At 67.0% G+C, this 12,397-nt stretch carries 12 protein-coding genes; 8 read left to right on the top strand and 4 right to left on the bottom strand.

Annotation, left to right across the window (positions count from 1 at the left end; all coding sequences use genetic code 11):
- Window positions 1-107 precede the first annotated feature (107 nt).
- From ASC81_RS23425 to ASC81_RS23415, 3 genes are all read left to right on the top strand, one after another.
- A complete protein-coding gene (locus tag ASC81_RS23425) occupies window positions 108-1,268 on the top strand; it encodes a PAS domain S-box protein (protein WP_235533752.1) in 1,161 nt (386 codons plus the stop codon).
- A complete protein-coding gene (locus ASC81_RS23420) occupies window positions 1,265-1,930 on the top strand; it encodes a response regulator transcription factor (RefSeq protein WP_056272886.1) in 666 nt (221 codons plus the stop codon). Before ASC81_RS23425 ends, ASC81_RS23420 begins: the two co-directional genes overlap by 4 nt.
- A gap of 97 nt (window positions 1,931-2,027) precedes the next feature.
- Window positions 2,028-2,822, top strand: coding sequence for a 2-keto-4-pentenoate hydratase (locus ASC81_RS23415; RefSeq protein ID WP_056272883.1), 795 nt, complete (start codon window positions 2,028-2,030; stop codon window positions 2,820-2,822).
- Between the two features lie 9 nt (window positions 2,823-2,831).
- Here ASC81_RS23415 and ASC81_RS23410 read toward each other — a convergent pair whose 3' ends face one another.
- The 3 genes from ASC81_RS23410 to ASC81_RS27240 form a co-directional block, all read right to left on the bottom strand.
- Complete coding sequence (locus ASC81_RS23410) at window positions 2,832-4,037, bottom strand: vanadium-dependent haloperoxidase (protein ID WP_056272880.1); 1,206 nt, start codon at window positions 4,035-4,037, stop codon at window positions 2,832-2,834.
- 115 nt (window positions 4,038-4,152) lie between these two features.
- Entirely contained in the window at window positions 4,153-5,436 is a 1,284-nt protein-coding gene (locus tag ASC81_RS23405) for an MFS transporter (protein WP_255354458.1), read from the bottom strand.
- Window positions 5,437-5,628: 192 nt separating this feature from the next.
- Window positions 5,629-6,411 (bottom strand): hypothetical protein, encoded by a 783-nt coding sequence (locus ASC81_RS27240; protein WP_156392392.1) that lies wholly within the window; start codon window positions 6,409-6,411, stop codon window positions 5,629-5,631.
- Window positions 6,412-6,573: 162 nt separating this feature from the next.
- On the opposite strand from ASC81_RS27240, the gene ASC81_RS23395 reads away from it, so the two are divergent.
- The 5 genes from ASC81_RS23395 to ASC81_RS23375 all read left to right on the top strand — a co-directional run bounded on the left by ASC81_RS23395 (window position 6,574) and on the right by ASC81_RS23375 (window position 10,715).
- On the top strand, window positions 6,574-7,956 hold the full coding sequence (locus ASC81_RS23395; RefSeq protein ID WP_056272872.1) for a CmpA/NrtA family ABC transporter substrate-binding protein: 1,383 nt from the start codon (window positions 6,574-6,576) through the stop codon (window positions 7,954-7,956).
- Window positions 7,957-8,068: 112 nt separating this feature from the next.
- The gene (gene ntrB, locus ASC81_RS23390) at window positions 8,069-8,938 is read left to right on the top strand and encodes a nitrate ABC transporter permease (protein ID WP_082536768.1); all 870 of its coding nucleotides are present in this window, start codon (window positions 8,069-8,071) and stop codon (window positions 8,936-8,938) included.
- Window positions 8,928-9,809 (top strand): ABC transporter ATP-binding protein, encoded by an 882-nt coding sequence (locus ASC81_RS23385; protein ID WP_056272870.1) that lies wholly within the window; start codon window positions 8,928-8,930, stop codon window positions 9,807-9,809. Before ntrB ends, ASC81_RS23385 begins: the two co-directional genes overlap by 11 nt.
- On the top strand, window positions 9,806-10,249 hold the full coding sequence (cynS, locus tag ASC81_RS23380; RefSeq protein WP_056272866.1) for a cyanase: 444 nt from the start codon (window positions 9,806-9,808) through the stop codon (window positions 10,247-10,249). The genes ASC81_RS23385 and cynS overlap by 4 nt, the downstream gene beginning before the upstream one ends.
- Before the next feature lie 4 nt (window positions 10,250-10,253).
- Window positions 10,254-10,715 carry a nuclear transport factor 2 family protein gene (locus ASC81_RS23375; protein WP_056272863.1) on the top strand — a complete coding sequence of 154 codons (462 nt, stop codon included), beginning with the start codon at window positions 10,254-10,256 and terminating at the stop codon, window positions 10,713-10,715.
- 14 nt (window positions 10,716-10,729) lie between these two features.
- On the opposite strand, the gene ASC81_RS23370 is transcribed toward ASC81_RS23375, so the two are convergent.
- Complete coding sequence (locus ASC81_RS23370; protein WP_056272860.1) at window positions 10,730-12,301, bottom strand: hypothetical protein; 1,572 nt, start codon at window positions 12,299-12,301, stop codon at window positions 10,730-10,732.
- Window positions 12,302-12,397 lie beyond the last annotated feature (96 nt).

The following is a 12,397-nucleotide window of genomic DNA, read 5'->3' as shown; positions in this document are numbered from 1 at the left end:
TGAACGAAAGATGCGAGGTTGCCCGAAGTCGCTTATTCACCAAACGACAGTTTGCTTATTTCCTTATTCGGAATGCACCAAATGGTGGCATGGAGCTTGCAGTCCGCATGAGCATGCCGTTTGCCCTGACGACCCCGCCGCCCGCACTGGAAGAAGCGACGCGCCGCCTCACGCTGCTGCTGGAAAGCACCGGCGAGGGGATCTTCGGCATCGACATGCACGGCCGATGCACCTTTGTGAACCGCGCCGCCTGTGATGGCTTGGGTTGGCGCACCGACGAGGTGCTCGGCCGCAACATGCACGCGCTCATCCATCACTCGCGCGATGACGGCGCCCATTACCCTGAGTGCGACTGCCCCATCTTCAACGCCTTCCGGCGCGGCGAGCCCTGCCGCATCGACGACGAAGTGCTGTGGCGCGCCGACGGCAGCCCCTTCCCGGCGGAGTATTCGAGCTATCCCGTCATCGAAGACGGCGTGGTCCAGGGGGCCGTCGTCACCTTCGTCGACATCTCGGCGCGCCGCCGGGCCGAGGCGCTGCTGCGCGCCAGCCACGACGAGCTGGAGCAGCGCGTCGCCGAGCGCACCGCCGAGCTGCGCGAGCTGGCCCACCACATGGAGGCGATGCGCGAGACCGAGCGCAAGCGCATCGCCCGCGAGATCCACGACGAGCTGGGCTCGCTGCTGGTGGCGCTGAAGATGGACCTGGACTGGCTGGCCCGCCGCGTGGGCGACCCCGCTCAGCGGGAACCCATGGTGGACAAATGCCAGCGCATGGGCGGGCTGGTCGACACCGCCGTGGATGCGGTGGGCCGCATCATCACGGACCTGCGCCCCAGCATCCTGGACCACCAGGGCCTGTGGGCGGCGCTGGAATGGCAGGCGCAGGAGTTCCAGCTCGCCGGCAGCGATGAGCGCGCGGTGGATTTCAAGATGCACGTCGCCGCCGATGTGGCGCCACCCGAAGGCGGGCTGGCCATCGCCGTGTTCCGCATCTTCCAGGAAGTGCTGTCGAACGTGGCGCGCCATGCCCGCGCGCGCCAGGTGTCCATCCGCATCGACGTGGACGCGCCGCCCGCGCCGGTGCTCTATCTGCAGGTGCGCGACGACGGCGTGGGAGCGGCGCCCGAGGCGCTCAACGATGCGCGCAGCTACGGCGTGCTCGGCATGCGCGAGCGGGCGGGGCACTTCGGCGGGCGGCTGGGGATCGAAAGTGTGCCGGGCCGTGGAACGACGGTGCGGCTGGTCATTCCGTTGGAGCAGACATGATCCGCGTGCTGATCTGCGACGACCATCTCATCGTCCGGCAGGGCATCAAGCAGGTGCTGGCCGAGGCCGAAGATGTGCGCGTGGTCGGCGAGGCGGCCAACGGGCCGGACGCGATCCAGCAGGTGAGGGCGGGCCATGCCTCGGGTACCGGCCCGGATGTCGTGCTGCTGGACATCGCCATGCCCCAGCGCGACGGGCTGGACATCCTGAAGGCGCTGAAGTCGGAGTTCCCGCGCCTGCCGGTGCTGATGCTGTCGACCTACCCGGACCGGCAGTACGCCGTGCGCAGCCTTAAGCTTGGTGCCGCCGGCTACTTGAACAAGAGCGCAGACAGCGAGCAGATGATCGACGCGGTGCGCAGCGTCGCTCGGGGCCGGCTGTTCATCACGCCCAGCGTTGCCGAGCAGCTGGCCGGCGCGGTGGGCGCGGGCAGCGGCAAGCGGGCCGACGACGAGCAGCCGCTGCACGAACGGTTGTCGCACCGGGAGCACCAGGTCTTCCAGCTGCTCGCCGCCGGGCGCAGCGTGGGCGAGATCGCCGAGCAGCTGGTGCTGTCGCCCAACACCGTGTCCACGTACCGCACCCGGGTGCTGGAGAAGATCGGCGTGCGCAATGACGTGGAGCTGGCGCTGTTTGCGGTGCGGATGGAGCAGACCGGATAGCGCACCCTTCCGGCAAAGTAAAACCGTGTTTCGTTTTTGCGCGGTACATTGCCGGCCGCATGCATGACCGCGCCGGCCGGCGCATAGAAAGAACTCCATGAGCGCCACCCAGCAAATCGCCGAAGCCTTCACCACCGCCCGCGCCGCCGGTCGCTCCCTGCCCGAATATCCCGGCACGCCGCCCGCCACGCTGGCCGAGGCCTACGCCATCCAGGCCGCCGCCATCGCGCGCTGGCCCGATGCGGTCAAGGGCTGGAAGGTCGCGCGCGTGAACCCGGCGTTCGCCGCGCAGTTCCCTGAAGAGCGCCTCATCGGCCCTGCCTTCGCGGCCAACGTCCACCACGTGGCGCCCGGCGCTGCCGCGCAATGCCCGGTCTTCGAAGGCGGCTTTGCGGCCGTCGAGGCCGAAGTCGTCATCGTCGTCGCCGCCGATTCGCCGGCAGGCAAGGCCGACTGGACGGCCGAGACCGTGCTGCCGCTCGTCAAGTCCATGCACATCGGCGTCGAAGTCGCCAGCAGCCCGCTGGCGACGCTGAACGACGTGGGTCCGGGGGCCGTCATCTCCGATTTCGGCAACAACTGGGGCGTCGTGGTGGGCCCGGCGATCACGAACTGGCGCGAGCTGGAAACCGTCGATGTCGAGACCTTCATCGACGGCCAGTCGGTCGGCACCGGCAAGGTCGCCATCAAGCCCGGCCCGCTGGGCGCGCTGGCCTTCACGTTGAACAAGCGCGCGCAGCAGGGCGAGACCTTGAAGGCGGGCGACGTGATCTCCACCGGCATGATCACCGGCGTGCACGACATCCGCATCGGCCAGCAGTCGCGGCACGTGTTTGCCGGCGTCGGCGAGGTTCAGGTGCAGATCACGCGCGCGGCAGCAACGAGCCGCTGAGGCGGCGCTTCACGGCAGCTTGGGCATCCCGCGCTGCACCGCCAGTTCCGCCACCTGGCGGCCGAGCGCCGTGGCGTGCTCGTCGGCCGTGCGGGTGTGGATGCCCGCCCAGATGCGCGCGTTCTCGATCTCCGTGGCCGCCTGGGAGAAGCTGCTGAAATGACGCGTCAGCGCGATGTTGAAGGTGGCGCTGAAGGGCACGCCGTCGTTGCCGAACAGCAGTTGAAGCGACCTGGACCAGGCGCCGGAAGTCACCGAGTGACCGGACAGATAGTCCGGGTGCGGCGGCGTGTTGATCAGCGGCTCCCAGGTCGGGTCGGCGTTCTTCGCGGCGGCGCGGATGGCGGTCAGCGGGCGCCAGGTGCCCATCTTGCGCTTGACCTCCCAGCCGGCGATCACGGCGTCGAGCGCGGCCATGTTGATGATGGCGAAGATGCGGGCGTTCTCCGGCATCGAGTTGCCCTTGGCGGCACTGGCGGCGCGCGCGGCGGCGTTCCACATCTGGCCGCCATTCATCAGCGTGAAGATGGCCGCCGCCGTCTGGTCGGCGGTGCGCTCGGTGGAGTTGCGCGCGCCCAGACGCCGCACCTCGTCGAGCTCCTTCGCGTACTGCGGGCTGTCGATGGCCAGCGGGCCGGGCGCTGTCACCTCGGCCGCTGATTTGAGGAAGAAGGGCTTGACCTCGGCCCAGTGGACGGATGCGAAAGCGCCCATCGAAGGCGGCGCGGCCTGCCAACTGCCCGGCGCGGTCGCTGGCGTGTAGGCAACGCGCGCGTTCCAGCCGTCACCGGTGCGCATGGCGATGCACTGCTCGGCCACCTGGCGGCCCAGGGCGCTGCCATCGCTCTTGCCGGCGCCGTCGGGCAGCTTGGCCAGCGAGGCCTGCAGCGCGGCGTCGAGCGCCGGCTTCTGCAGCGGGTAGATGGACACGAGCACGGTATGCGCCGCAGACGCAGCCGCCGCCTCGGCCGACGCGCCGGCCGGCGCCGCGGGCACGGGGCTCATGTAGGCCTGGTGCGTGCGCGTGATGGCGTTGACGGCGTCGAACATCGACACGTGCATCAGGGACAGCGCCCGCATCTCGACCTGCGGCGGGCTGGACACCGTGAGGCCCAGCGCAGTGACATTCCAGTCCGTGACGACATCGGCTCGCGCAAACGGCAGGGCCGTCATCAGCACGGCGGCCAGCAGGGCTTTCAAGGCAACAAGCGTCATCGCAGCTCCTTCGCAGTTGACGGCGCAAGGCTCCGCCCGCCCCTGTGGCCCGGCAACCCCTAGATGGCGGCGCAACCGCGCTCTGTCCTCTCGGTTGAGGATTGCCGCGGGGCGGTCAGCCCTGCATCGCTGCGGCCAACGGCCGCCGTGGCAGCCGCATGAACGCCAGCGCCGACAGGAACGAGCCGATGCCCAGTGCAAACGCGCCGATGAACAGCCACGTGTAGCTGGACGTCGCATCGAAGATCAGCCCGCCCAGGACCGGGCCCAGCGCCATGCCGACGCTGCTGGCCATCGCCGTGCCGCCGATGACGGTGCCCATCATGCGCAGCGGGAAGTTCTCGCGCGCGATCACCGCGAACAGCGGCATCACGCCCGCGTAGGTGAAGCCGAACAGCGCAGCCACCGTGTAGAAGCTGCCCAGCTCGCGCGCCTGCACGTAGCCCAGCACGACGACGGCCTGGGCCAGCAGCGCCAGCACCAGCGTGCGCGCCGCGCCGAAGCGGTCGCCCAGCAGCCCGAACACCAGCCGCCCGCCCATGCCGGCCAGCCCCTCCAGGCTGTAGATCGACACGGCGGCCATCAGCGGGATGCCGCAGGTGACGGCATAGCTGACCGTGTGGAAGATCGGCCCCGAGTGCGTGGCGCAGGTGAGGAAGCTCGTAAGCACGAGGATCAGGAAGGGCGCGGAGCGCACGGCCTGGCCGACGGTCATGCCGTGGTCGTGCGCCGCGCCGGCTTCTTGTGCAGCGGCAGCCTCGGCCAGCGCGGGCGGGCGGCGGATCAGCAGGGCCGCCGGCAGCATCACGGCCGCCACCACGGCCGCGATGATCTGCACGGTCGTGCGCCAGTCATGGCCCTGCACCAGCCAGGCGGCCAGCGGCGACATCGTCAGCGGCGCCATGCCCATGCCCGCCGACACCAGCGATACGGCCAGGCTGCGCCGCGTGTCGAACCAGCCGGTCACGCAGGCCATCAGCGGCGCAAAGATCGCCGCCGCAGCGAGGCCGACAACGGCGCCGAACAGCAGCTGGAAGGCCAGCAGCGACGTCGCCAGGCTCGCCAATGCCAGGCCCGCGATCAACAGCAGCGAGCCGGCCATGACGACGGCGCGCGGCCCGATGCGGTCCGACAACGTGCCCCAGGCCATGCTGCCGACCGCCATCGCCGCGAAGGCAATGGTCATTGCGGCGGAGATGCCGGTGGTCGACCAGCCCGTGTCCAGCGCGATGGGCCGCAACAGCACCGGCAGCGAGAAGAGGGCACCGATGGCCACGCAGCCGAGCATTCCGCCGGCAGCGACGATGACCCAGCGGTAATGCTCGCGCACGGTGTTTGTCCAGGAGGGCATGACAGGTCCTTCGTGTCGTGGCGCGGCGGAACGGTTCCGCCGCTTCACGATCAAGACGAACGAGGCTGTGCCGGATCGACAGCAGTGGCGGAGCTTGGCTGCGCGTTCGGTGTCTTGCCGAGGGTTCGGAGGCCGCCCAAACCGGCTGTCAGGCGGGGTAGGTTGGGGTGAAGGCACTGAACCCCAACAGGGGCGGCCGGTGTGGTCGTGTTGGTGTTCGCAATGCGCGCCCCCACCGGGCTATGCGTCGTTCGCCCGCAGTACATCAACGTTCGCCCAATTCCAGTTGACCGGCTGCGCTTGGAAGTCGGGCAGGTTTGAAGAGACGATGTTCCGCAGATCCGCCTCCATCGTGGAGACGTTCTTCTGAAGAAGTTGCACGTCGCTTGCGGTGAGGTCGAAACGGAACTTTCCGCTTGCCACACTGAACTTTTGGGGCGAACTCAGTTGGATCTCGATGTCATAGCGTCCTGGCTTCCACCAGAACGCTTTGCGGCGCGCCTCCAGCAAAGAAAACAGCTCCTTGCTGGCGAGAGTCTCGGCCACATAGGCGTCGGGTTTGCCTTGCTTCAAGTAGTTGAAATGACCCACTAGTGTTTGGATCAATGGCCGATCACCTTCGTGATATCGGGGCTCCTGAAACCGAACGAACTTCTCAAGCAAGGACTCCGTTCCAACCTTAATAGCGATAGGCGATTGATCGCGACTCACGACTTGCTTGTTTCCTGCGGCATCGGTGATCTCACTGAACGTCTCCCCAAGACCTGCCCAACGAAGTATTCGGCTGTCTCCATCTTCGTGGCGGAGAACCATTTCCATTCCGTCGATGACGACATCCTTGTTGTCGACCAATATGGCCATCCGAAGGTTGCAGATCGGTCCCAACGAAGTGAAACCGGCCTCCGCGTATTGGTTCGGCACGATTCGCACTGAAGGACGCACGACTCTGCGATAGATCCAACTCGCGATCTGGGGTAACCACGCAGCGGCACCGATATAGGCAGCGATTTCTTCTGGCTTCATGGCACAAGCATAGAGGTTGGAAGCGAAGACACATTTCTGCCGCCAACCGCTTCAGCCCCAGGTAATCCCTCGTAGTTCCACCCCTACAAAAACTCGCCGCCCCCCACGATTCCGCGACGGCGCCGTCGTTCCTAGAGTCGCTCCCATCCTGAGGAGCACTCGATGACCCACGATCCCTACGACGCTGACCGCCCCTTGCTGATGCGCTGCGCTTGCGGCCAGCACGCCAGCGCGGCTGACCACGCCGCCGCCGAACTGCGCACGCGCAGCGAGAGCGCCGACTTCGAGGCCGAATCGGCCAACTTCATCGAAGCCTCGCTCGTGAAGGCGCTGTTCCCCCAGGACGCGCTGCGTCGCCGCTTCCTGAGGGCGGTCGGTCGCAACACGGCGATGGCGGCCATCGGCAGCGTGCTGCCGCTCGCCAGCCTGCAGGCGATGGCGCAGGGCACGACCGGCGCGCTGGAGAAGAAGGACCTGAAGATCGGCTTCATCCCCATCACCTGCGCCACGCCGCTGATCATGGCGCACCCGCTGGGCTTCTATGCCAAGCAGGGGCTGAACGTGGAGGTGGTGAAGACGGCGGGCTGGGCGTTGATCCGCGACAAGATGATCAACAAGGAGTACGACGCCACGCACTTCCTGTCGCCGATGCCGCTGGCCATCAGCCTGGGCCTGGGCGCGCCGGCCACGGCAATGAATGTGGCGACGATCCAGAACACCAACGGCCAGGCCATCACGCTGAGCGTGAAGCACAAGGACAAGCGCGACCCGGCGACGTGGAAGGGCTTCAAGTTCGCCGTGCCGTTCGAGTATTCGATGCACAACTTCCTGCTGCGCTACTACGTGGCGGAAGCGGGGCTGGACCCGGACCGCGACATCCAGATCCGTGTGGTGCCGCCGCCCGAGATGGTGGCCAACCTGCGCGCCGGCAACATCGACGGCTTCCTCGGCCCCGACCCGTTCAACCAGCGCGCGGTGTACGAGGAGGTGGGCTTCATCCACATCCTCACCAAGGAGCTGTGGAACGGCCACCCCTGCTGCGCCTTTGGCACGAGCACGGAGTTCATTCAGAAGAACCCCAACACCTTCATCGCGCTGTACCGCGCGGTGCTGACGTCGGCGGCGATGGCGCGCGAGGCCAAGAACCGCGAGCTGATCGCCAAGGTGATCGCGCCGCAGGCCTACCTGAACCAGCCGGAGACCGTCATCGCCCAGGTGCTGACGGGCAAGTTCGCCGACGGTCTGGGCAACGTCAAGGTCGTGCCCGACCGCGCCGACTTCGACCCGATGCCCTGGCAGGGCATGGCCGTGTGGATGCTGACGCAGATGAAGCGCTGGGGCTACCTGAAGGGCGACGTGAACTACAAGCAGGTGGCAGAGAAGGTGTTCCTGCTGACGGATGCGCGCAAGCAGATGAAGGCGCTCGGCCAGGCCGTGCCCGAGGACAAGGCGGGTGGCTATCCGAAGTTCAAGGTCATGGGCAAGGAGTTCGACCCCGCGAAGCCCGACGCCTATCTGTCCAGCTTCGCGATCAAGCGGGCTTGAACTCCCAAATCAAAGGCAACCACAGAGGCACAGAGACACAGCGAAAACTCTGCGGCTGTTGTTCCTCTGTGCCTCTGTGCCTCCGTGGTTGCATTCCTGAATTCCTATTTCCATGCAGAAATCCCTGAACTTCCGCGCCGGCCTGCTGTCGCTGCTGCTGCTCTTTTGCCTGCTCGGCCTGTGGCACCTAGCCACGCTGGGCGGCATGCAGGCTGCGGCACCAGCGGTGATGACGGCGGAGCAGATCGAGTACGCCAAGCTGATGGGCAAGCCGGTGGACGCCACGCCGGTGGCTGCGAAGAGCGGCTTTCCGACGCTGGCGGTGATGGGCCGCACGGTTCTTAATCACTTGTCCGAGCCCTTCTACGACCGCGGGCCCAACGACAAGGGGATCGGCCTGCAGCTGGCCTATTCGCTGGGCCGCGTCGGCGTGGGCTATCTGCTGGCGGCGCTGGTGGCCATCCCGCTCGGCTTCGTCATCGGCATGAGCCCGCTGATCTACAAGGCGCTGGACCCGTTCATCCAGGTCTTGAAGCCCATCTCGCCGCTGGCGTGGATGCCGCTGGCGCTCTACACGATCAAGGACTCGGCCGCGAGCGGCATCTTCGTCATCTTCATCTGCAGCCTGTGGCCGATGCTGATCAACACGGCCTTCGGCGTGGCCGGCGTGCGGCGCGAATGGCTGAACGTGGCGCGCACGCTGGAAGTCAGCCCGCTGCGCCGCGCCTTCGAGGTCATCCTGCCGGCCGCTGCGCCCACCATCCTGACGGGCATGCGCATCAGCATGGGCATTGCGTGGCTGGTCATCGTGGCGGCCGAGATGCTGGTCGGCGGCACGGGCATCGGCTACTTCGTCTGGAACGAGTGGAACAACCTCAGCCTGCCCAACGTCATCTTCGCCATCCTCGTCATCGGCCTCGTGGGCATGGCGCTCGATCTTCTCTTCGCCCGCGCTCAGAAAGCCATCACCTATGTCGACTGAACTCGTCCAGGTGCAAGGCCTGGCCAAGCGCTATGGCGACGCGACCGTCTTCGATAACGTCAACTTCACACTGACCGAGGGCGAGTTCGTCTGCATCATTGGCCACAGCGGCTGCGGCAAGACGACCATCCTGAACGTGCTGGCGGGGCTGGAGCATGCGAGCGATGGCCACGTCTTCATGGCCAAGCGCGAAGTCAATGCGCCGGGGCTGGAGCGCGGCGTCGTGTTCCAGGGCCATGCGCTGATGCCCTGGCTCACCGTGCGCCAGAACATCGCCTTCGCCGTGCGCAGCAAGTGGCCGGGGTGGAAGCGCGCGGAGATCGATGCGCAGGTCGAGAAGTACGTTGCCCTGGTGGGCCTCACGCCCGCGCTGGACAAGAAGCCGAGCCAGCTCTCCGGCGGCATGAAGCAGCGCGTGGGCATCGCCCGCGCCTTCGCCATCGAGCCGCGCATGCTGCTGCTGGACGAGCCCTTCGGCGCGCTGGACGCGCTGACGCGCGGCACCATCCAGGACGAGCTGCTGAAGATCTGCGCCGCCACGCGCCAGACCGTCTTCATGATCACGCACGACGTGGACGAAGCCATCCTGCTCGCCGACCGCATCTTGCTGATGGCCAACGGCCCGCAGGCGCGTGTGGCGGAGATCGTCGTCAACACGATGTCGCGCGACCGGCAGCGTGCCTCGCTGCACCACGACCCGCAGTTCTATCGGATCCGCAACCACCTCGTCGACTTCCTCGTCGAGCGCAGCGCCACCCTTTCTCACGGCCGCGCGCCCGAGCACCCGCCCGAGGTTCGGCCGGGGCTTGCGCAGACCGCCGAAGTCATTCCCCTCGATACCAACCCCGCCATCCACAGGAGCACCGCATGAGCCGCCTCGAAGTCACCGAAAAGATCATCGCCACCAAGGTCGCCAAAGGCATCAAGTGGGCCGACGTCGCCGCCGACATCGGCCTCAGCAAGGAATGGGTTACCGCCGGCTGCCTGGGCCAGATGACCTTCAACGACGAGCAGGCCGCCAAGCTCGCCAAGACCTTCGACCTGACGGAGTGCGAGGCCCAGTGGCTCAAGGTGGTGCCTTACAAGGGCAGCCTGCCGACCAGCGTGCCGACAGACCCGCTGATCTACCGCTTCTACGAGCTGATCAGCGTCTACGGCACGACGTTCAAGGAGCTGATCCACGAAGAATTCGGCGACGGCATCATGAGCGCCATCGATTTCAAGATGGACCTGCAGCGCGAGCCGAACGCCGCCGGTGACCGCGTCAGCATCGTCATGAGCGGCAAGTTCCTTCCGTACAAGACCTACTGACGCGATGAAGCCGCCGCTTCCGCCGTTCACGCTTGAGTCGGCCATCCAGAAAGTGCGCATGGCCGAGGACGCGTGGAACAGCCGCGATCCGGACCGCGTTGTCGGCGTCTACACGGACGACACGGTCTGGCGCAACCGCGCCGAGTTCCCCGTCGGCCGCGATCAGGTGCATGCGCTGCTCACACGCAAGTGGGCGCGCGAGCTGGACTACCGCCTGATCAAGGAGTTGTGGGCGTTCACCGGCAACCGCATTGCGGTGCGCTTTGCCTACGAATGGCACGACGACTCGGGCCACTGGTTCCGCAGCTACGGCAACGAGAACTGGGAGTTCACCGATGAGGGCTTGATGCGGCGGCGCTTTGCGAGCATCAACGACCTGCCCATTGCGGAGTCGGCACGGCTGTTCTTCTGGCCGCTGGGTCGCAGGCCGGATGAGCATCCCAGCCTGAGCGAACTGGGGCTCTGAACGCCGGGCACGCGTCAACGCGTGCCGCGCAGGTGCTCGCCGCTCAAGCGATCGAACCAATGGCGAGCGCGGGCGGAAAGCTGCGCGTCCTGGACGACGTCGTCGAACAGCCGCAGGCCGTTGGGGTCGGCCAGCACGCCGGGCTCCACCGAGATGTGGCTGCCGGCGCGCCTGACCTGCAGCGCCTGGAACTCCGGCAACAGCGTGCACAGGATGACGTTGTGCGTGACGACGACGGTGCGCGCGCGTGAGCCCAGCGACTCCAGCACGCTGGCTGAAGCCGAGAGCGATTCCAGGTTGTTGGTGCCCCTGAACGGCTCGTCCACCAGCACCAGCACCTTGTCCATCGACGCCACCGTGGCCAGCACCTCCCGGCAGCGCCTGAGCTCGGCGGCGTAGAGGCTTTCGCGGTTGGCCATGGAATCGGTGGCGGTGATCGAGCTGATGACGCCGGTCACCTCGCCCGTGCAGCGCGTGCAGAAGGCGCCGCCGAACGCCCGCAGGAACAGCGCATTGACGCCGACGGCACGCAGCAGCGTGCTTTTGCCGGCGGCGTTCTGGCCCGAAATGAATGTGCCGCCGATGCCCGCAGTAAGGCTGGAGAAGGGAAGCGGGCGGGCGATTCCCGGGTGCACCAGCCCCTCGAAACTCAGGCCATACGCGGTCACTGTTTCGCCGTCCTGCACGTCCGACCACGCAATGCCGAGCCGGCTCGGCGCCGTGACGAGCGCGTGCTGCAGATCGACGCCCGCGCAATGGAGGTAGGCGTTGCGAACCAGCTCGATGTCGCGCTCCACGCGCCGGATGTCGCCCAGCATCGTGCGGTACTCGCGCAGCATGGCGAGGTTGAGGTATTCGTTCAGCCAGGCCCATTGCGACCTGCTGCGTTCGAGGGCGCGCCGGAGAGTCTCGATGTGGGCCAGCGGCAGCGCATGGCGAACGGTCCCCGATGTGATCAACGCCTCCGCCGTGGCGAGCACCGTCCAGAGCCCCGCCCTGACCATCTTCCATGACATCAGGAAGGCGTGCAGCCGGATCTGCGCGTAGGCCATGGTGGCGACTGCCGCAGCCAGGGCCAGCCAGCCCGCAGCCCAACCCGACGCCACCAGCACGATGCCGATGAGCAGCAGCAGCGGCATGACCACCAGGTGGTTGGCCCAGGCCGGCGTCGGGTATCGGGCGCCGAGGAACAGGAAGGGCAGCGGGTCGTGTGGTGAATGGCGAAGCGGCTCCAGCAGCGGCGCCAGCGCGTCGGCATGGCGTCGCACATCGGCCTTCATGGCGGCGACGTCGCCTCGCTGTGCGTCGGCAGTTCCATTGACGAGGGCCGCGTAGCCCGCGTAGTGACCGGCCTTGGAGCAGGGTTCGAACACCGCCTTCGTCGCGGCATGCAGCTCCAGGTCGTCCACCGTCTGCTGGTCGATGCGACGCCCGGATGCATCGGCGTCGTGCCGGGCGAACTGCTCCAAGTGCTGCCGGCTGGGCGGTGACGCCTGCACCGGTGCGGTAGGCGCGGCCCTGGAGAACAACTGGCGCGCAAAGCGCCGCTCGCTGGCCAGCTCAGCGCGATAGCCCGACAAGGTCATCGACTCCCATCCCCGGTTCTGTTGTTTGATCGAACCGTGAGGTCGGGGCAGGGCCGTCGATCTAAACCCCGGCATCGAAAAATTGATCGCCGGCGC

Origin of the sequence: Pelomonas sp. Root405 (assembly GCF_001425165.1) — a bacterium.
Lineage (GTDB): Bacteria > Pseudomonadota > Gammaproteobacteria > Burkholderiales > Burkholderiaceae_C > Pelomonas.
This window is presented reverse-complemented; position numbering and strand designations above follow the sequence as displayed.